The organism is Caballeronia sp. LZ024 (assembly GCF_031451455.1).
Lineage (GTDB): Bacteria > Pseudomonadota > Gammaproteobacteria > Burkholderiales > Burkholderiaceae > Caballeronia > Caballeronia telluris.
This window is the reverse complement of sequence record NZ_JARUXL010000001.1, coordinates 218,390-239,547: the sequence shown is the minus strand read 5'-3', so window position 1 is coordinate 239,547 and position 21,158 is coordinate 218,390. Positions and strand designations below refer to the sequence as shown.

Sequence of the window (21,158 nt, the reverse complement as noted above, 5' to 3'; positions counted from 1 at the left end):
GCGGCTACAATGCGAATCATGAACTCTCCACACTCGCCTTTTCCGCTCGACGCCGCCTGGCGCATCGACCGCGAGCGGCTCGCGACGCTCCTCGCGCGGCCGGTGCGCGACTGGCCCGTCGAGATCGTCGATGAAACCGGCTCCACCAACGCCGACCTGATGGCGCGCGTGAAGCAACGCCCGCGCGATCCGTCGGCCGGCCAGAGCGGGCTGGAACCGCTCGTGCGCGTCGCGTATTCGCAGACGGCCGGGCGCGGACGGCGCGGCCGTCCGTGGGTCGCGGAGCCGGGCAACGCGCTGCTCCTTTCGATTGCGTGCGTGATCGCGCGCCCGATCGAGGGCCTCGCCGGGCTGAGTCTCGCCGTCGGCACGGGCGTGCTCGACGCACTGTCGCGCCTGCCGCTCTCGGCGTCCGCGCGGCTCGCGCTGAAGTGGCCGAACGACGTATTGATCGACGACGGCAAGCTCGCCGGCATCCTGATCGAAACCGCGTGGAGCACGCCGCAGGCGACGGCGGTCGTGATCGGCATCGGCATCAATCTGCACGGCGCGGCGGAACTCGCCGCACAGGTCGACGAAGCCAACCGCCAGGGCAGCGCCGCCGTGCCGGCGCCGGGCAATGCGCCGGCGTCGCTGTCGCGGGCGTGGCCGAACGCCAATCTCACCGACACGCTCGCTGCGCTCCTGAACGCACTCGACGCCACGCTCACGCGCTTTTCCGCCGAAGGTTTCCGGCCGTTCCGAGCGTCGTGGCTCGCGGCGCACGCGTATGCGGGCCGCGAAGTCGTGCTGCTCGAACAGGGCGTGGAAGTGGCGCGCGGCATCGCGGCGGGCGTCGACGATCGTGGCCAGTTGCAGATCGACACGCCCGAAGGCCTGCGCACGGCCGCGACGGGCGACGTCAGCCTGCGGCTCACGGAATCGCGTCCATGAGCGGCATGGCCGATGAAACGGCGCGGCTTTTGATCGACGCGGGCAACAGCCGGATCAAATGGTCGCTGATCGACGGGAACGGCGCCGCGCTCGCGAGCGGCGCGCTCGATCATGACGCGCAGCCCGACTGGGCCGCCGTGCCGCTGCCGCGCGACGCGTGGATATCGAATGTGGCGGGAGAACCGGCGGCAAAGCGCATCGACGCGATGCTCGACGCCCGCTGGCCGGGCCTCGTGCGCACGACGGTGCGCGCCAAGGCGCGCCAGTGCGGCGTGACGAACGGCTATGCCGAATTCGCGTCGCTCGGCAGCGACCGCTGGTGCGGCCTGATCGGCGCACATGCCGCGTTTCCCGGCGAAAACCTGCTGATCGCGACCTTCGGCACCGCGACGACGCTCGAAGCCCTGCGCGCCGACGGCACGTTCACGGGCGGCCTGATCGCGCCGGGCTGGTCGCTGATGATGCATTCGCTCGGCACGCACACTGCGCAGCTGCCGACGCTCGACACCGCGGCCGCGCGCCGCGCGCTCGACCACGAGCCTTTGAAGGCCCGCAGCGTCTTCGCGACCGACACGCGCGCAGCGCTTTCGTCGGGATGCCTGCTCGCGCAGGCCGGGCTGATCGAGCGCGCGTGGCAGGACCTGCGCGCGGACTGGCAGAGCGACGTGCGGCTCGTGCTCGGCGGCGGTGCCGCGAGCGAGATCGCCGGCGCGCTCGACGTGTCGCATACTCGCCACGATTCACTCGTGCTGGCCGGACTCGCGCTGATCGCCCGCGACGCCGCCGCACGCAACCTTTCCTGACGGAGCATCCGACATGCTGCGCTGGCTCGTCGCCATTCTCATCATCGCCAATCTGCTGATGTTCGCCGTCGCGCGCGGCGCGTTCGGCCCGCTGCCCTCGGCGGGCGGGCGCGAGCCGCATCATCTGTTGCAGCAGGTGCGGCCGGACTCGCTGGCGGTGCGTCCGCTCAGACCCGAAGACGCCGGCGATCAGCCGGTGGTCGGCGGTCCGGCGCCCTCCGCGCCCGTGCAGTCGACGCCGCTCGGGAAGTAAGCGCGCCGCGCACTCCGTTACTGCGCGCGGACCTTCTTGAGCAGCGCGGTCGTCGAGCGGTCGTGCTCGAACGCGATCGCGAGCGCGCGGCCGCCCCAGCTGCGCACCGCCGCCGATTCGGCGAGCGTGTCCATGTCGTAATCGCCGCCCTTCACGAGCACGTCCGGGCGCAGCGCTTCGATCAGCTGAAGCGGCGTCGATTCCCCGAACTTCACCACCCAGTCGACGCTTTCCAGCGCCGCCAGCAGCGCCATGCGGTCGTCTTCGCGATTGATCGGGCGATCGTCGCCCTTGCCGAGCGTGCGCACGGAGGCATCGCTGTTCACGCCGACGATGAGCGTCGCGCCGAGCGCCTTCGCGTCGGCCAGATACGTGACGTGGCCGCGATGCAGGATGTCGAAGACGCCGTTGGTGAACACGACCGGGCCGGCGAGGCTCGGGCGGAGCGCGGCGAGTGCATCGCGCGTGGTGATCTTGCGTTCGAAAATGGCGGGCATGGCGGTGGTCGGTTCTATCGGAAGAGAAGGATTTTGCCACGGCGCCCAAATGAAACAGCCCGCCGGGCGAACCCGGCGGGCTGTCGATTCATCGCGATCGCACGACGCGAGCCTTCAGGCCGGCTGCTCCGCCGAACCCGGCGCCGCCTGCAGGCGCTGCACCACTTCCTTGCGATAGCGGTTCAGTTCCTGCGCGGTCGCGAACGAGCGCTCGAACAGGATCGACAGGTTGTGCAGGATTCGTTCGACAACCTTCTTTTCCCAGCTGTCGTCGAAGCGGATCTGGTCGTCGAGCCAGCGTTCGAGCCATTCCGGGTCGGGCAGGCGCGACTGGATCGTGTCGCGCGGGAAGAGCGCCTGATTGACGTGCAGGTTCGTCGGATGCAGCGGCTTTTCCGTGCGCCGCGCCGACGCCATCAGCACGCCGATCTTCGCGAATGCCGCGCGCGCGGTATCGCCGGCGGTCGCCATCGCCTTCTTCATGTAACGCAGATACGCGCCGCCGTGACGCGCTTCGTCGCGGGAAATGGTTTCGTAGATGGCCTTGATGACCGGCTCGGTGTGCCATTCGGCGGCACGGCGATACCAGTGATTCAGGCGAATTTCGCCGCAAAAGTGCAGCATCAGCGTTTCGAGCGGCGGCGCCGGATCGAATTCGAACCGCACGGCGTGCAGTTCTTCTTCCGTCGGCACCATCTCCGGCTTGAAGCGGCGCAGATACTCCATCAGCACGAGCGAGTGCTTTTGTTCCTCGAAGAACCACACGCTCATGAACGCGGAGAAATCGCTGTCATGATGGTTGTCGCGCAGGAACATTTCGGTTGCGGGAAGTGCGGACCATTCGGTGATCGCGTTCATCTTGATGGTCTTCGCCTGCTCGTCCGTCAGCAGCGATGCATCGAACTTGTCCCAGGGGATATCTTTCTCCATATCCCAACGAACCGATTCCAGCGATTTATAAAGTTCCGGATAAAGCATGGTGTTCATAGGTCCACCCCTGATCTGCCGCTTAGTGCGAGATTCTGTCTGTAGTTACTTTCGGCCCGGCGCGCATGGACAACTTTGCCTTGCGGCGTGCCACGTCGCGCCGAACAACCAAGCTTTCAATTTTACGCGGGAAACAGGCGCACAGACGCGATAAAACGGCAATAAGCGCCCGCCGCAATCCGCTGCGACGTTTTGCCCGTGCTTGCCTGTTGTAGCGACGCCGCATTCGGCTGGCGCGCTTGCGTTTTTTGTCTACCTGGGTGAGGAGCTAAACCTGTGCCTGGGGTATGAATGGAGCCGACGCCGCCCGGTCAGCGTGCCCGCCGATCATGACAGCCTTGCGTTCGCCCGCTCCGAGTGCGAGCGCGTGGCGTGCTCCGGGCGCCCTTCTGGTAGCGTGGGCGCCGCCGGACGAGCTCGAAGATCGCTCGCCGAATTGCAAAAATATGTCCGCCGACTATAGCACGGCCGCCTGCGTGGCGGCCTGTCTCCAGGCCGCGACTGCCTCGTCGATCGGCGTCAGTCCTGGCACGTGTTCCACGCCTTCCGGCAACTTGCGGCGCAACACGGGACTGCTGCCGCCGACCCAAATACCGACCTCCGCCGGCAACAGGTTGCGCAACTCGGCGAGCCCGCTCGTCACCGCCTGAGCCGGCATCGACGCGGAGAACGACAGCGCGACGATATCGAGCTTGTGTGCATGCACGGCATCGACGATGTCGTGCAACGGCGTCTGCGTGCCGAGGCCCATGCATTCGCATTCGCTGAGCGAAAAGATCGCCTCGGCCATCAGGATGCCGAGTCCGTGGCTCTCGCCGGTGAGCGTGGTGAGCAGCATGCGCGGCCGGCCGCCGCGCCCGCGCAGCGCGTCGGAGAGCGGCCGCAGCAGCGTGCGCAGCGTCACTTGCATCGCCTCGCTGAACAGGTGCTCGTGATAGACCTGGAGCGTGCCCGCCGCCCACGCGTTGCCGACCCGCGCCGACAGCGGCGCCGCGATGTCGAGCACGAAACGCTCGAGACCTTCGCGGGTCGCGCGTTTGAGCAGCTCGAAACGGAAGTCGTCGTAGGCGCCGTCGCGCAGCATGCGGACCAGCCGGTCGAGTTCCACGTCCGGCGCATCCTGGCCGACGCCCGAGTCCTGAGCGAGTTGCTGCAGCATCTCGATCGACTGCACGAGCACCTTGCTCGGCCGGTGTCCCGCATCGAGCAGCCGCTTGACCAGCCGCAGCTTCGTCACCTGTTCCTGCGGGTAGAGGCGTTCGCCGCCCGGCGAGCGCATCGGGCGCGGGAAACCATAACGCCGCTCCCAGACACGCAGCGTGTCCTTCGTCAGCCCGATTTCATGCGCGATCGCCCCGATCCCGATCCCGATCCCCGCGCGCGGCACGACCGCCTCATTCGTGTCGTTGTCGCCGTCCGTCGGCTCTCGCCCTGAGTCGATTTCCGGTAAGTTTGTCATGGACAAAATGTTCCAGTCGATAATGTTGCACGGTTGCAGTCTGCGCTTAAATCCTTATCGCGAAAGGCCTGTAACGTCAGATCCGTGCTCCCATGATAGGCGATTTTTCGTAATCATCATGGACAAACATAGGTCGTTTGTCCACCTGCTCCGCGTCGGCATCCGCTGCCTAAGTTGAAAGGCCGCGGCCCAAAGCAGGCAGCGCGGCCACCTCTGGCGAGCCGCACGCCGTTCGAACCACGGAGTTGCCATGCGAGATGCTGTCATCGGAGGCGGAATTTCGGGGCTGTCGTGCGCGTGGCGGCGCGCGCAAAGCGATACTGCGGTCGAAACGACGCTCTTCAAGGCCAGCGAAACCTTCGGCGGCCACGCCGATACCGTGGACATCACGCTCGGCGCCATCGCGCGTGCCGTGGACATCGGCGCTCTCGTGTTCACACACGAACACGTATCCGAAACTCGTCGCGCTCTTCGAGGAACTCGACGTTCCGACGACCGAAACTGACATGTCGTTCTCCGTCTCGCTCGGCAAACCGCCGCCCGAATGGGCCGGGACGTACCTGAACACGATCTTCGCGCAGCGCCGCAACCTGCTGCGGCCCGCGTTCCTGCGCGTGCTCTCGGACGTCGCGCGCCTTAACGGCGCTCGCGCTGCAACGCGGCGGCAATGCGCCCGCCGAGCCGCTCGGGCGCTCGGCCACTTTTTCGCGCGCGAGCGTCTCTCCGATGCATTCCACGAGTGGTATCTCCTGCCGATGATAGGCGCGATCTGGTCGTGCCCAGTCGCCCAAATGCTTGCGTTTCCGGTCGGCACGCTCGTGCGCTTTTGCCACAACCACGGCTCGTGCGGATCGCGGACCGTCCGCGCTGGAGGACCGTCACGCGGACGGCGAGATCCATCTGCGCCTTCCCGCGCGTGCTCGGCTACGTCTTCAACCCTGTGAGCTTCTGGCTGTGCGAGCGCGCCGATGGCGCACTGCGCGCCGTGCTGTGCGAAGTGAGCAACACGTTCGGTGAACGTCATGCCTACCTGCCCGACACCGGCCGTCCGATCGCGAACGGCATGCCGCTCACGGCCCGCAAGGTGTTCCACGTATCGCCGATCTGCGAGGTCGAAGGGCACCACACGTTTCGCTTTCTCTTTGCGCGGGCGACCGAAGGCCGGCCGTGGCGTACGCTCGTGCGCATCGACTGCGGCGACGCGAACGGGCCGCTTCTCCGTGTGCACGGTACATTCGCTTGTGGGATTTTTATCTGTGCTACTGCGCCGCGGCGTTCGCGCATGCGGATACCGACGTGATCCAGTTCACGCACGTGCACGCGTAACGCTTCAGTCGCCGGAAGACTCGCCGCCGACGGAACGCGCGGCGAGCCCCCGGCACGCGCGCCGCAGCATGTGCAGATCGCGCCGGTAGTTGCGGCAGCCGCTGCATGTAATCAGATGCAGACGAAGCTGGTTGCGCTCGTGAAGCGTCGTGCGATGGTCCATGTCGTTCGACATCAATTGCGTCGCTTCCTTGCAGGTCAGCATCAGGCACCTTTCTCGTCGAACCATCGATTCTGCAGGCAGAGCCGCAACGCCATCTTCGCGCGATGCAGGATCACGCCGCAATTCGTCTTCGTGATGGCGAGCTCGACGCAGACGTCGTCCACCGACACGTCGAGGAACTCTCGCATCATGAAGACGCGCGCTGTCGCGGGCGGGAGATTCGTCAGGCAGAGTTCGAACACGGTCCAGAACTGGGTCTGCGCGAGCGTCGCCTCCGGATCGCCCCACGCCGACGGACGTTCGTTCTTCTTCCAGTGATCGTGCTCGTCGAAGAGCGCGTCGAACGCATCCGCCGGTATCTCTTCGTCGTAAGTAGGGGTGGAAAGATTACGCGCCCGTAAGCGAAACGTATCGACTATCTTGTTCTTGAGGATCGCGAACACCCACGTGCTGAACTGCGCCTGACCGCGAAAGTCGCCGATGCGCGCCATCGACGCGAGCATCGCTTCCTGAACCGCGTCCTCCGCCTCCGTGCGGTCGCGCAGTTGCAGCACGGCAAAGCGCAGCAGCCGCTCGCGCAGCCGCGCGAGATCGGGCTGAAACCGGGACGAGGGAAATTCGCTCATGGATGGAAAAGATTCTGACGGAAGTCGCACATGGCCGCGCCGGTGGACCGGGCCGGGGATGCGTCGCGGCTCGCCGGCAGCGAAAAAATCTTGCCCGGCGATGTAATACGCCGCCCCGCCCGACGACTAATCCTCATCGAACCATCCTGCCGGGCAATCGCAGAACGACGCACAGCTTAAAGGAAACAAAAATGACCGCGCAACACTCGCATGCAGCCATTCCCGGCGGCTCGCCCGCGCGCGCCGCCGTCATTCAGCCGGTCTGGCTGCGCATCTCGCACTGGCTCAACGCCATTGCCGTCATCCTGATGATTCTGTCGGGCTGGCGCATCTACGACGCATCGCCGATATTCAAGGGCTTCACGATTCCCACCGGCATCACGCTCGGCGGCTGGCTCGGCGGCGCGCTGCAATGGCACTTCGCGGCGATGTGGCTGCTGTTCTTCAACGGCCTCTTCTACCTCGCGATGAACCTCGCCACCGGCCGTCTCTTTCAGAAGCTGCTGCCGGTGTCGCCGGGCGCGATTTTCCGCGACCTGCGGCTCGCGCTGACGGGCCATCTCGCCCACGACGACCTTGCCCGCTACAACGCGGTGCAGAAGTTCGCGTACCTCTTCGCGATCGTCGATCTCGTCGTGCTCGTGCTGTCGGGTCTCGTCATCTGGAAGTCGGTGCAGTTTCCGCACCTGCGCGACTTGATGGGCGGTTACGACAGCGCGCGCATCGTGCACTTCGTCGCGATGTCGCTGCTGGTGGCGTTCATCGTCGTGCATGTGGCGATGGTCGCGCTCGTGCCGCGCTCGCTTCTCACGATGATCCGCGGCCGCTGACCGCTCGCGCCTTTAAAAGAGCTGGAGAACGGAAGATGACATCCTCCAAACCTCGCCGCAAAGAGACGTCGATCGCGCCCGGCATCGACCGCGAGTCGCTCCTGATCGACGCGCGTCGCGAACTCGACATGCCCGCGCGACGCCTCTTCGGCAAGCAACTGCTGTCGCTCGGCGGCCTCGCGATGCTCACCGGCTGCGGCATCTCCGACAACAAGTCGGTCGAGACCTTCCTCACGCGCGTCTCGCGTCTGAACGACGGCGTGCAGGCGTGGCTCTACGATCCGACCCGGCTCGCGCCGACCTACACGCACGCCGAACTCACGCGGCCGTTTCCATTCAACGCGTTCTACGGCGTGGAAGATGCGCCCGAAGTCGATGGCGAGGACTTTCGCCTGAAGGTGAGCGGGCTCGTGGCGGACAAGCGCGCATGGTCGCTGCCCGAACTCTACGCGCTGCCGCACGCGGAGCAGATCACGCGGCACATCTGCGTGGAAGGATGGAGCGCCATCGGACGATGGGGCGGCACGCCGTTTTCCGAGTTCCTGAAACGCGTGGGCGCCGACACGAGCGCGAAATACATCGGCTTCAGATGCGCCGACGACTACTACGAAAGCATCGACATGGCGACCGCGCTGCATCCGCAGACGCTGCTCACGTTCACCTACGACGGCGCAACGCTGCCCGCGAAATACGGATTCCCGATGAAGCTGCGCATGCCGACCAAGCTCGGCTACAAGAACCCGAAGCACGTGATGGAGATCTTCGTCACCAATACGTTTCCTGGCGGCTACTGGGTCGATCAGGGATACAACTGGTTCGGCGGCTCGTGACCGGCGAGACGCCCATCGTGCGCTGCGCGTCTGCCGTTCCCCGGACCGCAGCCGCCTTCACTCGGATTTCTTGCGCGGCGGCGCCTTCTTTGCGGGCGCCTTTTTCGCTGCGGCATCGGCATCGGCATCGGACGCGCCGGACGGTGCTTCCGGACGCTCGTCCTTCTCATCCGATGCAGCCGAAGCCGCCGGCGTCACGGCTTGTGCCGCCTGCGCGGCCTGCGCCATCGCGATGCCCGCAAGCTGATTGAATTGCGTCTGCAGCAGGTTCCACCATCCCGAAGGATCGAACGCCGTTTCGCTCGCGCCTTCGCTCTCCGGCTTCTCGTCTTTCGACGCTTCGGGCGCGGGCGCCGGTTTCGGCGCTTCGGTCTTCGCGGTCGCGCCGGTCATCGGCCAGCCGGATGCCTTCGGCCGCTCGGCGGGCGCGGGCGCCTGCGACTTCTCCACCGAGGACTGCGCATACGCGCCGAACGCGCGCAGCGTCGCGAGCGTGGCGCGCTGCACTTCGAGCGCCTGAATCGCCGATTGCAGCATGTTCAGGTTGAGCTTGAGCCATTGCTCGATGGCGCGCATGTCGGTCACGCGCTTGTCGAGTTCCTCGATGTTCGAGAGCGGCGCGAGCATGTCGGACATCATCGACAGCGACGGACCGACGCCCTGCGCGCCGCCTGGCATCGCCGCGGCCGTGAAGGGATTCAGGCGCATCAGTTCCCACATCTTTCCCATCATGTCGGTCTGTGAAAAGCCCGGAATGCCGGAAAAGGCGCCAAAGGGCGGCGTGCCGCCGGATGAATCGGTCATGCGAATCTCCTTCGATAAGCGATGCGGCGCGCGAAAAGTGTCACGCCGCGCATCGCGCGATGATCCTGTTGAAGTTCAGAACGGCGAGCCGCCCGGGAAATCGGGCGCACGCCGCTCGCGCAGCGAGCGCATGCCTTCCTGCACGTCGGGACCGGCAAAGCCCATGAATTCGAGCGCGAGCGACGCGTCGAATGTCGGGCCCGCCGAGCGCAGCCAGTTGTTCAGCGCGTACTTGGTCCAGCGGATCGCGGTCTGCGAGCCGGCCGCGAGCCGGTTCGCCACTTCGATCGCCTTTGGCATCAGTTCGCTCTCGTCCACCGCGAGCGAGACGAGGCCGATGCGCTCCGCTTCCTCGCCGCTCACCGGCTCGCACAGCAGCAGGTAATACTTCGCCTTCGCCATGCCGCACAAAAGCGGCCACACGATCGCCGCATGATCGCCCGCCGCGACGCCGAGCCGCGTATGACCGTCGATGATGCGCGCCGTCTTCGTGGCGATCGAGATGTCGGCGAGCAATCCCGCGACCAGCCCCGCGCCGACGGCCGGCCCATGCATCGCGGAGACGATCGGCTTGCTGCAGTTGATCACGTTATAGACGAGATCGCGCGCCTCGCGCCAAACCCGCGTGCGCACGTCGAAGTCCGACGCCATCGCCTCGACGAGATCGAGATCGCCGCCCGCCGAGAAGCCTTTGCCCTCGCCGCGGATCAACGCGACGCGGGTGTCCGGATCGCGGTCGATGTCGCGCCAGATGTCCGCGAGTTCGCGGTGCATGTTGGCGTCGGCGGTGGCGAGGCCGCTCTTGTTCGTGCCCGCGCCGCTCATCACGACTTCGAGCACGCCGTGCGGATGGCGCCGCAACTTCAGCGACGTGTACTGCGCGTAAAAAGAGAGATCATCGCTCATGGCGCTTCCTTGCAAAGGCGGTCAACGCGGCTGATACACCCACTTGCCGTCGCTGATCTCGACCATCACGCGCGCGCGCTGATCGAGCCCGATGTGATCGGTCGCCGACATGTTCACGAGGCCGTTGGTATCGGCGAAATTTTTCGTGCCTTCGAGCGCGTCGCGCAGCGCACGGCGAAACTCCGGCGTGCCGGGCGCGCCCGCCTTCATCGCGAGCGGCATCGCGCGTTCCAGCAGCATGCCCGCGTCCCACGTATAAGAGCCGAACGCCGACACCGAGCCCGCGCCGTGCTGCGCCTCGTACAGCTTGATGTACGCGAGCGCGAGGCGTTTCGCCGGATGATCGTCGGGCAACTGCGAAGCGACGAGCACCGGGCTCGTCGGCAGGAACGTGCCGTTGCAGTCGGCGCCGCACACGCGCAGGAAGTCGCGGTTGCCGGTGCCGTGGTTATGGTAGATCTTGCCCTTGTAGCCGCGCAGCGCGAGCGTCTTCGGCGGCAGCGCCGCTGGCGTGCCCGCCGCGCCGACGACGACCGCATCCGGCTTGGCCGCGAGAATCTTGAGAATTTGGCCGGTTACGCTCGGATCGGTGCGGTTGAAGCGCTCGTTCGCGACCATCGCGATCTTGTGCAGTTGGGCGAATTTCGCGACTTCGACGTAGAAGGTCTCGCCGAGCGCGTCGGCCTGGCCGATGTACGCCATCGTCTTCACGCCGTGGTTGCTCGCGTGCTCGGCGATGGCGGACGCCATCATCGCGTCGGTCTGCGGCGTCTTGAATACCCAGTGGCGCTTGGCGTCGACAGGCTCGATGATCTTCGACGACGACGCCAGCGAAATCATCGGCGTCTCGCCTTCGGCCACGACGTCGATCATCGCGAGCGAGTTCGGCGTGATCGACGAGCCGATGATCGCGTCGACGTGGTCTTCGGAAATCAGCTTCTTCGTGGTCTGCACGGCCTGCGTAGTGTCGGACGCATCGTCGAGCACGATGTAGTCGACGGGACGCCCGCCCATTTCCTTCGGCAAGAGCGCGGCCGTCTCGCGCGCGGGAATGCCGAGCGACGCCGCCGGGCCCGTGAGCGAGAGCACCAGCCCGATCTTCACATGCGGCGTCTGCGCGAAGGCGCCCGCCGACATCGCCATCGACACACCGACCACCCACCGTTTCAAACCTGTTCGCCAACGCTGCATCTCGAAGTCTCCGTTATTTTTGTCGTGCATTCCCGAACCGCCGGGCAAGTGTAAGGCGCCCGGCAGGCGTGGCGCATCGGGCGAAACCCGTTGCGCCGCGCGGCCGGGCTCACTCGTGCAGGGCCACGACCGCCTGATCGATCGCGCCGAAAATCGACTTGCCCGCTTCGTCGAACATGTCGATCTTCACGCTGTCGCCGAACTTCATGAACTCGGTCTGCGGCGCGCCGTGCTCGATGGTTTCGAGACACCGCTTCTCCGCGATACAGCAATAGCCCCGCTTCGCGTCCTTGTTCGAGATCGTGCCCGAGCCGACGATCGACCCCGCGCGCACGTTGCGGGTTTTCGCCGCGTGCGCGATCAGCTGGCCGAAGTGGAACACCATGTCGGTGCCGCAATCGGGCTGGCCGACCTTCTTGCCGTTCCAGTGCACGGTCATCGGGCGATGCACGCGGCCTTCCCGCCACGCGTCGCCGAGTTCGTCGGGCGTCACGGCGACCGGTGAGAACGCGGTCGCCGGCTTGCTCTGGAAGAACCCGAAGCCCTTCGCCAGTTCGGCGGGAATCAGGTTGCGCAAGGAGACGTCGTTGACGAGCATCAGGAGGCGCACGTGCCTGAGCGCTTCGTCGGGCTTCGCGGTCATCGGCACGTCGCTCGTGATGACCGCGACTTCCGCCTCGAAGTCGATGCCGAACGCTTCCGACGCGCACACGATGTCGTCCGTCGGGCCGATGAAGTCGTCGCTGCCGCCCTGGTACATCAGCGGATCGGTCCAGAACTCGGGCGGCATCTCGGCACCGCGCGCGCGGCGAACGAGTTCGACGTGATTCACGTAAGCGGAGCCGTCGGCCCACTGGAACGCGCGCGGCAGCGGCGCCATGCACGACTTAGCATCGAACGAAAACGGGTTGCGCGCGCGGCCCTGATTGAGCGCTTCGTAGAGGTCGAGCAGTTGCGGCGCGTAGAAGGTCCAGTCGTCGAGCGCGCGTTGCAGCGTGCCGACGATGGCATCCGCGATCGCCGCTGTGCGCAGGTCGCGCGAAACGACGATCAATTGACCGTCGCGCGTGCCGTCCTTCAGCGTGGCAAGTTTCATAGGTGACTTGGTGGTGTGGGATGACGATGAGGGAAATCTATTTTACGATGGTGAATCCGGGGCGGGGCACGCCGCTCGCTCGCCAAATCCACATGTCCTCCAAATTCCCCCAACCCGCCGACGAAACCGACGTCCCCTCCGACGCCACCGACGCCACCGAAGCCGGCGAAGAAAAGGCGCGTTCCGGCATCCAGTCGATCGAAGTCGGCTTCCGGCTGCTCGATGTCCTGACCCACGAACCGCGCGCCATGATGCTGCGCGATCTCGCGCAGCGTGCGGGCATGAGCCCGGCGAAGGCGCATCGTTACCTCGTGAGTTTCCAGCGTCTCGGGCTCGCGTCGCAGGACCCGGTGTCGGGGCGCTACGAACTCGGCGGCTTCGCGTTGCAGATGGGACTTGCGCGGCTCGCGCGCGTCGATGGCGTGAAGCTCGCGCGCATCGCGCTCTCGGAACTGCGCGACCGGCTCGATCAGACCGTCGGCATCGCGGTGTGGGGCAATCAGGGGCCGACCGTCGTGCACTGGATGGAATCGAGTTATCCGGCGAAGGCGTCGCTGAAACTCGGCGACGTGATGCCGCTGCTTTCGTCGGCGACCGGGCTGCTGTTCGCCGCGTATCTGCCGCGCAGCCAGACCCACGCGCTGCTCGAGCGCGAACTCGCGGCGACGCGCAAGACGATGGCGGACGTCGAACCTTTGCTCGCCGGGGTGCGCGAACACGGTGCGGCCCGCATCGAAGGCATGTTGCTGCCGACGATCCACGCGTTCTGCACGCCCGTCTTCGATTCGAACGGCGATCTCGCGCTGGGGCTGATCGCGCTCGGACACGAAGGCGCGTTCGATATGCGCTGGGGCGGCGAAATCGATTCCGCGCTGCGTGCATGCGCGGCGGAACTGTCATATCAACTGGGATATTCTGCGCAGGAACGCTGAGCGCAAGCACCCTTCACACGACGAACGTAACGCGATGAAAGCGCGGAACGTCGCTTTCGCGAGGCGTGTCATAAGCGTTTGGCCTGTTCTCCGCGTTCTGCACGCGTTCGCCACACACACGAAGCCCGTTCCGATGCCGCTTTTCCCCTTGCGCCGCACGCGTCCCGCCGATGGCGAGCCGCAGAACGGCGCGCCCCGCCCGCCCGATTCCCGACCGCCCCGCCGATGGGGCCGCTGGGCGCTGGTGCTGCTCGCGGTCGTCGCGTTGCACTGGAGTGCGGCGCGCTGGGTCGGGCGCAATGGGAACGCGTCGAATCCGCCGCCCGCCGAGGACGTGCCCGTGCAGGTCGCGCTGCTCACGCCCAAGCCGGTCGAACAGGCGCCGCCGCCCGCCCCGCCTGCCGCGCCGAAGCCGGCGCCGACGCCCGCCGCGCCGCAACCAAAAACTGCAGCACCCGTACTGAGCATCGCGCGCGACGACGCAAATGCGCAGCCCGCCGCTCCGCCTGGCGCAGCCAGCGCGGCGGCAGCGTCGCTGGCCGTGGCGGCATCGGCGGCGAACGCGGCGGCGAATGCGGCTGCAAACGCGAAACCGGCGCCCTCCGTCTCCGGTGACAAATTCGACGTCCCGCCAACGGGCGAGCTGCGCTACGACACGCTCGTCAACGGCGTGATGAATCAGACCGGCACGATCCACTGGATCAACGACGGCCAGCGCTACGAGATGGTCGTTTCGATCCCGATCCCGTTCGTCGGCCCCTACGTCTATTCGAGCCACGGTCATCTCGACGGCTTCGGCATCGCGCCCGAGCAGTATTCCGAGCAGCGCGGCCGCCGCGCCGCCGACGTCACGGTCTTCAATCGCGAGTCGAAACAGCTCGTCTACACGCGCACGCCGGCGAGTCAGCCGCTCGCCGATGGCGCGCAGGACCGCTTCAGCGTCTTCATGCAACTCGCGAGCCTCGTGCGCGGCGCGCCCGACAAGTACAAGCCGGGCGTCACGCGCCAGTTCAGCGTCGCGGATAACGACAGCAACGAGGTCTGGTCGTTCGAAACCATCGGCGATGAAACCGTGCAGGCGCGCGGCGGCGCGATGAGCGCGCGCCATTTCACGCGACTGCCGCGCCGCGAGGGCGATCGCCGGCGCATCGACGTATGGCTCGCGCCGTCGCTCGGCTGGCTGCCGGCGCGCATCGTGCAAACCGAGCCGAACGGCCTGCAGATGGAATTGCTATGGCGCGGCAAGCTGCAACCGCCTGCCGCACCGGCGCGCGATGGCGTCGAAACCAGCGGTCCGGGCACGCCAGATGCGTCAGACGAATCCGCGCCCACGGCGTTACAGCCCGAGAAACCCTAGCGACGACCGGAGCAGGAAGTCGGACGGGCGCGTTCCGCAACCGCATTTTTACGGAGCCAACATGCAGGTGACGATCAACGGTATCGACACGCGTTATGTGCTGAGCAACGAAGGCGGCGGCCCCTGGCTGACCTTCATCCATCAGCTGGCGGGCGACCTGTCCGTGTGGGACCAGCAGGCCGGCTATTTCCGCAACGATTTCACCGTGCTGCGTTACGACCTGCGCGGCCACGGCGAGACGGCGGTATCGCCCGGGGCATTCAGCATCGAACAGCTTGCCGACGACCTCGCCGAACTGTTGCACAAGCTCGGCGCACCGAGCACGCATGTGGTGGGTTTGTCGATCGGCGGCATGGTCGCGCAGCAGTTCGCCGTCGACCATGCGTCGCTCGTCGATAGCCTGACCGTCGTCGGCGCGCCCGCCTTCACGCCCGAGGACGCACGTCCCACTTTTGGGCAACGTGCGGCATCCGTGCGCGAAAATGGCACAGCGAGTATCGTCGAAGCCACCTTGGAACGATGGCTGACCGCCGATTTCCGGCAGCGGCATCCCGAAGTGGTGGAACAGATTCGCGAAACCATCCTGCGCACGCCAGCCGACGGATTCGCACGCGCCGCCGAGGCCATCCGCGATTTCGATGTACGTGAAAAGCTGCGTTCCGTGGCGAAGCCCACACTCGTCGTGGCCGGAAAACACGATACGGGCACACCGAATGCTGCCTCCAGGCTGATCGCCGACACCGTGCCGGGTGCGCTTTTTGAAACACTCGAAGCGGCGCATTTGTCCCCGGTCGAAAGTTCCACGCAATTTACCGCGCTTCTCGGAACATTTTTGCGCAGTTCTGTCTAAAAGAAAGCCTCGATGGGCTTCTGGCAACACGTCGAGGCCACCCCTTGAATTCCAACCCAAGCGCTCCATTTATGCTGCAGGAATGCCAGGAGCAATCAGGAATAAGGAGTGTCGCCATGCAAATGATCTACAACAGCCCTAACTATTGTGTTGTGGAGTTCCCGCCGCAGGACAACCATCTGGCGATGAAAGCCGGCGGATACGAAATCGTCGACAAGAACACACAGCGCGAAATCTTCATCGATGGTGCGCTGGCGGCCAAGTTTCGCGAACATGTCCAGAAGTTGATCGAAGAAGAACCGTCGCTCGAAGATGTCGACGAGTTCCTGGGTCAGTTCGACGTTCTGATGAACCAGCCGGTGATCCTTCACTGACGCGGCCAATCGGTCAAGAGTGCGGCGCCCAGAGCCGCATCGACTCCATAGGTGACACCCCCACGAAGCCCCGGCGCGCAATGCGCCGGGGCTTTTGCCTGTTGGGCGCGGCTTGCCCGGCGAGCCGCTCGCGGCGGCGGCCTCGCGGCCGTGCGGCTACAATGTCAGGCTAATTTCCTACCTTGGTGCGAGCCTTGCCTGTCATGAACGAGACCGCCAATTCAACCGCCACGGCCGCTCCGGCCGCCGCCATACGTGCAGCCCGCCGCGAATACACGCGCGGCGCGGCACTGCCCGCGCTGTTGCAACAGCGCATTCTCATCCTCGACGGCGCGATGGGCACGATGATCCAGCGCTACAAGCTCGACGAGGCAGCCTATCGCGGCGGCCGCTTCAAGGACTACGCGCGCGACATCAAGGGCAACAACGAGTTGCTGTCGATCACGCAGCCGCAAGTCATTCGCGAGATCCACGACCAGTACCTCGCGGCCGGCGCCGATATCGTCGAAACGAACACCTTCGGCGCGACGCGCGTCGCTCAGGCCGACTACGGCATGGAAGAACTTGCCGTCGAGATGAATCGCGAATCGGTGAAGGTCGCGCGCGAGGCGTGCGACAAATATTCGACGCCGGACAAGCCGCGCTTCGTCGCGGGCGCGATCGGGCCGACGCCGAAGACCGCGAGCATCTCGCCCGATGTGAACGATCCGGGCGCGCGCAACGTGACTTTCGACGAGTTGCGCGACGCCTACTACGAGCAGGCGAAGGCGCTGCTCGACGCGGGCTGCGATCTCTTTCTGGTCGAGACGATTTTCGACACGCTGAACGCTAAGGCCGCGCTTTTCGCGCTGGACCAGTTGTTCGAAGATACCGGCGAACTGCTGCCGATCATGATTTCGGGCACGGTCACGGACGCGTCCGGACGGATTCTGTCGGGGCAGACGGTCGAGGCGTTCTGGAATTCGCTGCGTCACGCGCGGCCGCTGACCTTCGGCCTGAACTGCGCGCTCGGCGCGGCGCTGATGCGCCCGTATATCGCGGAACTGGCGAAGCTCTGCGATACCTATGTGTCCTGCTATCCCAACGCGGGCCTGCCCAATCCGATGAGCGATACGGGCTTCGACGAAACGCCCGATGTGACGTCCGGCTTGCTGAAGGAGTTCGCGCAGGCGGGGCTCGTGAATCTCGCGGGCGGCTGCTGCGGGACGACGCCGGAGCATATTGCGGAGATCGCGAAGGCGCTCGCCGACGTGAAGCCGCGCCAATGGCCGTCGCATTATCGCGACGCAGCCTGATCTGGCACAGCGCGCGGCCCGATAACGACAATCAACCTGCACAGCACACCATGACCGATCACACGATGCGCCTTTCCGGCCTCGAACCGTTCAACGTCACCGACGGCTCTCTTTTCATCAACGTCGGTGAGCGCACCAACGTGACGGGATCGAAGGCGTTTGCGCGCATGATCCTCAACGGCCAGTTCGACGAGGCGCTCGCCGTCGCGCGCCAGCAGGTCGAGAACGGCGCGCAGATCATCGACATCAACATGGACGAGGCGATGCTCGATTCGAAAGCGGCGATGGTCCGCTTCCTGAATCTGATCGCGTCGGAGCCGGACATCGCGCGCGTGCCGATCATGATCGACTCGTCGAAGTTCGAGGTGATCGAGGCCGGCCTCAAGTGCGTGCAGGGCAAGGCAATCGTCAACTCGATCTCGCTCAAGGAAGGCGAGGAGCCGTTTCGCCACCACGCGACGCTGATTCGTCGCTACGGCGCGGCGGCCGTCGTGATGGCCTTCGACGAACAGGGCCAGGCCGACACCTTCGAGCGCAAGACGCAAATCTGCAAGCGCTCGTATGACTTCCTCGTGAACGAAGTGGGCTTTCCGCCCGAGGACATCATCTTCGATCCGAACATCTTTGCGATCGCAACCGGCATCGAGGAGCACAACAACTACGCCGTCGATTTCATCAACGCGACGCGCTGGATCAAGCAGAACCTGCCGTATGCGAAGGTGAGCGGCGGCGTGTCGAACGTGTCGTTCTCGTTTCGCGGCAACGATCCCGTGCGCGAGGCGATCCACACCGTGTTCCTGTATCACGCGATCCAGGCCGGCATGGACATGGGCATCGTCAACGCCGGGCAACTGGGCGTGTATCAGGATCTCGATGCCGAACTGCGCGAGCGCGTTGAGGACGTGGTGCTGAACCGTCGCGCTGACGGCACTGACCGCCTGCTCGAAGCCGCCGACCGCTTCAAGACCGGCGCCGCGAAGAAGGAAGAGAACCTCGAATGGCGCAACCAGCCGGTCGAGGCGCGCCTTTCGCATGCGCTCGTGCACGGCATCACGAATTTCATCGTCGACGATACGGAAGAAGTGCGCGCGAAGATTGAGAAGGCCGGCGGCCGTCCGATCAACGTGATCGAAGGACCGTTGATGGACGGCATGAACATCGTCGGCGACCTGTTCGGTGCGGGCAAGATGTTCCTGCCGCAAGTCGTGAAGTCGGCGCGCGTGATGAAGCAGGCGGTCGCGCACCTGATTCCGTACATCGAGGAAGAGAAAAAGCGCATGGCCGACGCCGGCGCCGACGTGCGCCCGAAAGGCAAGATCGTGATCGCGACCGTGAAGGGCGACGTGCACGACATCGGCAAGAACATCGTGTCGGTGGTACTCCAGTGCAACAACTTCGAAGTGGTCAACATGGGCGTGATGGTGCCCTGCGCGACCATCCTGCAAAAGGCGAAGGAAGAAGGCGCGGACATCATCGGACTGTCGGGGCTCATCACGCCGAGTCTCGAAGAGATGGCCTACGTCGCGTCCGAAATGCAGCGCGACGACTACTTCCGCGGCAAGCAGACACCGCTCTTGATCGGCGGCGCGACCACGTCGCGCGTGCACACGGCCGTCAAGATCGCGCCGCATTACGACGGGCCGGTGGTCTACGTGCCGGACGCGTCGCGGTCCGTTTCGGTGGCGTCGAGCCTCTTGTCGGACGAAGGCGCGGCGAAGTATCTCGACGACCTGAAGACCGACTACGACCGCATCCGCACGCAGCACGCGAACAGGAAGGCGCAGCCGATGGTGAGCTACGCCGAGGCGCGCGCGAACAAGACGAAGATCGACTGGGCGAGCTACACGCCGAAGAAGCCGACATTCATCGGCCGGCGCGTCTTCAGGAACTACGATCTGGCGGAACTCGCGAACTACATCGACTGGGCGCCGTTCTTCCAGACCTGGGATCTGGCGGGCCCGTATCCGGCGATCCTGAACGACGAGATCGTCGGCGAGTCGGCGCGGCGCGTGTTCTCCGACGGCAAGTCGATGCTCTCGCGCATCATCCAGGGCCGCTGGCTCACGGCGAACGGCGTCATTTCGCTCTTGCCCGCCAACACCGTGAACGACGACGACATCGAAATCTATACGGACGAATCGCGCACGAAAGTCGCGCTGACATGGCGCAACCTGCGCCAGCAGAGCGTGCGGCCGGTCGTCGACGGCGTGATGCGCCCGAACCGCTCGCTTGCCGACTTCATCGCGCCGAAGGAATCGGGCGTGGCTGACTACATCGGCCTGTTCGCGGTGACGGCGGGTCTCGGCGTCGACAAGAAGGAACAGCAGTTCGAAGCCGATCACGACGACTACAGCGCGATCATGCTGAAGGCGCTGGCCGACCGCTTCGCCGAGGCGTTCGCCGAAGCGCTGCACGCGCGCGTGCGCCGCGAACTGTGGGGCTACGCGGCCGGCGAGACGCTCGACAACGCGGCGCTGATCGCCGAGAAATACCGCGGCATCCGCCCGGCGCCGGGTTATCCGGCCTGCCCGGACCACCTCGTCAAGAAAGACATGTTCGAGGTGCTGCAAGCGGGCGAGATCGGCATGAGCGTGACCGAATCGCTCGCGATGCTGCCGGCCGCGAGCGTGTCGGGCTTCTATCTGGCGCATCCTGACAGCACGTACTTTTCGGTCGGCAAGATTGGCGGCGATCAGGTGGACAGTTTCGCGCAACGCATGGCGCTGTCGAAGACGGACGCCGAACGCGCGCTCGCGCCGCTGCTTTGAAAACGCGCGATTAAACGCCTCACGAACATACGCGCCGCGTGATACGGAAAAACAACGCGCGGCACGGCCAGAACTTTTTTATTTCCGTAGACTTGGCGTTGCGAATGTCCGTCATGGCGACGGTCACGCATATCTTTGTCACGGAGAATGCCGCATGAAGAAGCTGACGCCCGTTTTGGCCGTTGCCGCAGCCATCCTGTTCACCTCCGGCTCCGCTGCGTTCGCGCAGCCGGCGAGCAGCGTGTCGTCGTACTCCCCGCCGGTGACCGAACACAAGAAGAAGCCGAAAAAACCCAAGGCGAAGAAAGGCGCGAGCGCGCCCGCGGCGGATACGAACGGTCAGACGCAGTAACGCAGGACACCGGGCATTGCGATTCCCCGTCACGCATGAAGCACGCAGTCATCAAGTAGCCAAGAAAAAACCCGCATCGTCGCCGATGCGGGTTTTTTTGTCTGCGCCGCGCACGGCCGGGCGGTATTCAGCGCTTCCTTAATCCGGCAGACGCGCCGCCGCGTGTCAGACGCCCCACAGAATGTCGGTGTTGGCTTTCTGCGCGAGGCGCAGCATGTCGAGAAACGGATAGGCGCGCTGCGCGAGGCCGATCGGGATTTCATGCGGCTCGTGGCCTTCTTCGCCTTCGTGAAAATGTCCGTCGTGCTCGGCACGTTCCTTCTTGTCGACGACCACGGCGGCTTCCAGCTTCTGGATCGCGGCAGGCAGCTCGTCATGAGTGATGACCCCGCGCTCGCTCAGATGTTTGCCGATGATGCCGAGCAGATATTCCGCCAGGTTTTCGAGCATCATCACGTCGGGCGCAGCACTGGTTTTGAAAGTGATCAGCATGGCAAGGTCCTTTTCCTTATGTTTGGGTTGTTAG

At 65.2% G+C, this 21,158-nt stretch carries 25 protein-coding genes; 15 read left to right on the top strand and 10 right to left on the bottom strand.

Going from position 1 to position 21,158, the window contains the following annotated elements; all coding sequences use genetic code 11:
* Positions 1-18 precede the first annotated feature (18 nt).
* The 3 genes from QCE48_RS01130 to QCE48_RS01120 are packed head-to-tail and all read left to right on the top strand — an operon-like array spanning position 19 to position 1,989.
* Entirely contained in the window at positions 19-933 is a 915-nt protein-coding gene (locus QCE48_RS01130) for a biotin--[acetyl-CoA-carboxylase] ligase (RefSeq protein ID WP_309786568.1), read from the top strand.
* Entirely contained in the window at positions 930-1,736 is an 807-nt protein-coding gene (locus QCE48_RS01125) for a type III pantothenate kinase (RefSeq protein WP_309786569.1), read from the top strand. The genes QCE48_RS01130 and QCE48_RS01125 overlap by 4 nt, the downstream gene beginning before the upstream one ends.
* Positions 1,737-1,749: 13 nt before the next feature.
* Positions 1,750-1,989 (top strand): hypothetical protein, encoded by a 240-nt coding sequence (locus QCE48_RS01120; RefSeq protein WP_309786570.1) that lies wholly within the window; start codon positions 1,750-1,752, stop codon positions 1,987-1,989.
* 17 nt (positions 1,990-2,006) lie between these two features.
* Here QCE48_RS01120 and rfaE2 read toward each other — a convergent pair whose 3' ends face one another.
* The 3 genes from rfaE2 to QCE48_RS01105 form a co-directional block, all read right to left on the bottom strand.
* The gene (gene rfaE2 / locus QCE48_RS01115) at positions 2,007-2,486 is read right to left on the bottom strand and encodes a D-glycero-beta-D-manno-heptose 1-phosphate adenylyltransferase (RefSeq protein ID WP_309786572.1); all 480 of its coding nucleotides are present in this window, start codon (positions 2,484-2,486) and stop codon (positions 2,007-2,009) included.
* A 114-nt stretch (positions 2,487-2,600) separates the two neighbouring features.
* Positions 2,601-3,473, bottom strand: a complete 873-nt coding sequence (locus QCE48_RS01110; RefSeq protein WP_309786573.1) for a ferritin-like domain-containing protein — start codon at positions 3,471-3,473, stop codon at positions 2,601-2,603.
* Positions 3,474-3,930: 457 nt separating this feature from the next.
* The gene (locus QCE48_RS01105) at positions 3,931-4,932 is read right to left on the bottom strand and encodes a MerR family transcriptional regulator (RefSeq protein ID WP_309786574.1); all 1,002 of its coding nucleotides are present in this window, start codon (positions 4,930-4,932) and stop codon (positions 3,931-3,933) included.
* Between the two features lie 250 nt (positions 4,933-5,182).
* On the opposite strand from QCE48_RS01105, the gene QCE48_RS31795 reads away from it, so the two are divergent.
* The 3 genes from QCE48_RS31795 to QCE48_RS01090 are packed head-to-tail and all read left to right on the top strand — an operon-like array spanning position 5,183 to position 6,232.
* Positions 5,183-5,437 (top strand): NAD(P)-binding protein, encoded by a 255-nt coding sequence (locus tag QCE48_RS31795; RefSeq protein WP_404982985.1) that lies wholly within the window; start codon positions 5,183-5,185, stop codon positions 5,435-5,437.
* Position 5,438: 1 nt separating this feature from the next.
* On the top strand, positions 5,439-5,876 hold the full coding sequence (locus QCE48_RS01095; RefSeq protein ID WP_309794057.1) for a hypothetical protein: 438 nt from the start codon (positions 5,439-5,441) through the stop codon (positions 5,874-5,876).
* The gene (locus tag QCE48_RS01090) at positions 5,873-6,232 is read left to right on the top strand and encodes a DUF1365 family protein (RefSeq protein ID WP_309786576.1); all 360 of its coding nucleotides are present in this window, start codon (positions 5,873-5,875) and stop codon (positions 6,230-6,232) included. Before QCE48_RS01095 ends, QCE48_RS01090 begins: the two co-directional genes overlap by 4 nt.
* 30 nt (positions 6,233-6,262) lie before the next feature.
* Here the strand turns inward: QCE48_RS01090 and QCE48_RS01085 are convergent, their stop codons facing one another.
* Positions 6,263-6,463, bottom strand: coding sequence for a zf-HC2 domain-containing protein (locus QCE48_RS01085; protein ID WP_309786577.1), 201 nt, complete (start codon positions 6,461-6,463; stop codon positions 6,263-6,265).
* Positions 6,463-7,047 (bottom strand): sigma-70 family RNA polymerase sigma factor, encoded by a 585-nt coding sequence (locus QCE48_RS01080; RefSeq protein WP_309786578.1) that lies wholly within the window; start codon positions 7,045-7,047, stop codon positions 6,463-6,465. Before QCE48_RS01080 ends, QCE48_RS01085 begins: the two co-directional genes overlap by 1 nt.
* A gap of 191 nt (positions 7,048-7,238) precedes the next feature.
* On the opposite strand from QCE48_RS01080, the gene QCE48_RS01075 reads away from it, so the two are divergent.
* Positions 7,239-7,877 carry a cytochrome b/b6 domain-containing protein gene (locus tag QCE48_RS01075; RefSeq protein ID WP_309786579.1) on the top strand — a complete coding sequence of 213 codons (639 nt, stop codon included), beginning with the start codon at positions 7,239-7,241 and terminating at the stop codon, positions 7,875-7,877.
* A gap of 35 nt (positions 7,878-7,912) precedes the next feature.
* Positions 7,913-8,707 carry a molybdopterin-dependent oxidoreductase gene (locus QCE48_RS01070; RefSeq protein WP_309786581.1) on the top strand — a complete coding sequence of 265 codons (795 nt, stop codon included), beginning with the start codon at positions 7,913-7,915 and terminating at the stop codon, positions 8,705-8,707.
* A gap of 57 nt (positions 8,708-8,764) precedes the next feature.
* Here the strand turns inward: QCE48_RS01070 and QCE48_RS01065 are convergent, their stop codons facing one another.
* From QCE48_RS01065 to QCE48_RS01050, 4 genes are all read right to left on the bottom strand, one after another.
* Positions 8,765-9,511, bottom strand: coding sequence for a PhaM family polyhydroxyalkanoate granule multifunctional regulatory protein (locus QCE48_RS01065; protein ID WP_309786582.1), 747 nt, complete (start codon positions 9,509-9,511; stop codon positions 8,765-8,767).
* A gap of 75 nt (positions 9,512-9,586) precedes the next feature.
* Positions 9,587-10,417 (bottom strand): enoyl-CoA hydratase/isomerase family protein, encoded by an 831-nt coding sequence (locus QCE48_RS01060; protein WP_309786583.1) that lies wholly within the window; start codon positions 10,415-10,417, stop codon positions 9,587-9,589.
* A gap of 21 nt (positions 10,418-10,438) precedes the next feature.
* On the bottom strand, positions 10,439-11,560 hold the full coding sequence (locus tag QCE48_RS01055; protein WP_309788306.1) for an ABC transporter substrate-binding protein: 1,122 nt from the start codon (positions 11,558-11,560) through the stop codon (positions 10,439-10,441).
* A gap of 157 nt (positions 11,561-11,717) precedes the next feature.
* A complete protein-coding gene (locus QCE48_RS01050; RefSeq protein WP_309786584.1) occupies positions 11,718-12,704 on the bottom strand; it encodes a fumarylacetoacetate hydrolase family protein in 987 nt (328 codons plus the stop codon).
* Between the two features lie 92 nt (positions 12,705-12,796).
* On the opposite strand from QCE48_RS01050, the gene QCE48_RS01045 reads away from it, so the two are divergent.
* From QCE48_RS01045 to QCE48_RS01015, 7 genes are all read left to right on the top strand, one after another.
* A complete protein-coding gene (locus QCE48_RS01045; protein ID WP_404982989.1) occupies positions 12,797-13,636 on the top strand; it encodes an IclR family transcriptional regulator in 840 nt (279 codons plus the stop codon).
* A gap of 133 nt (positions 13,637-13,769) precedes the next feature.
* A complete protein-coding gene (locus tag QCE48_RS01040) occupies positions 13,770-14,993 on the top strand; it encodes a DUF3108 domain-containing protein (RefSeq protein ID WP_309786586.1) in 1,224 nt (407 codons plus the stop codon).
* Between the two features lie 61 nt (positions 14,994-15,054).
* Positions 15,055-15,843 (top strand): alpha/beta fold hydrolase, encoded by a 789-nt coding sequence (locus QCE48_RS01035; RefSeq protein WP_309786587.1) that lies wholly within the window; start codon positions 15,055-15,057, stop codon positions 15,841-15,843.
* A 116-nt stretch (positions 15,844-15,959) separates the two neighbouring features.
* Positions 15,960-16,217 (top strand): DUF3567 domain-containing protein, encoded by a 258-nt coding sequence (locus QCE48_RS01030; RefSeq protein ID WP_062634911.1) that lies wholly within the window; start codon positions 15,960-15,962, stop codon positions 16,215-16,217.
* A 203-nt stretch (positions 16,218-16,420) separates the two neighbouring features.
* Positions 16,421-17,512 carry a homocysteine S-methyltransferase family protein gene (locus QCE48_RS01025; protein WP_309786588.1) on the top strand — a complete coding sequence of 364 codons (1,092 nt, stop codon included), beginning with the start codon at positions 16,421-16,423 and terminating at the stop codon, positions 17,510-17,512.
* On the top strand, positions 17,482-20,280 hold the full coding sequence (metH, locus tag QCE48_RS01020) for a methionine synthase (RefSeq protein ID WP_309786589.1): 2,799 nt from the start codon (positions 17,482-17,484) through the stop codon (positions 20,278-20,280). The genes QCE48_RS01025 and metH overlap by 31 nt, the downstream gene beginning before the upstream one ends.
* A gap of 154 nt (positions 20,281-20,434) precedes the next feature.
* Positions 20,435-20,632 (top strand): hypothetical protein, encoded by a 198-nt coding sequence (locus tag QCE48_RS01015; protein WP_309786590.1) that lies wholly within the window; start codon positions 20,435-20,437, stop codon positions 20,630-20,632.
* A gap of 165 nt (positions 20,633-20,797) precedes the next feature.
* On the opposite strand, the gene QCE48_RS01010 is transcribed toward QCE48_RS01015, so the two are convergent.
* The gene (locus QCE48_RS01010; protein WP_116560997.1) at positions 20,798-21,124 is read right to left on the bottom strand and encodes a DUF1840 domain-containing protein; all 327 of its coding nucleotides are present in this window, start codon (positions 21,122-21,124) and stop codon (positions 20,798-20,800) included.
* Positions 21,125-21,158: the final 34 nt, after the last annotated feature.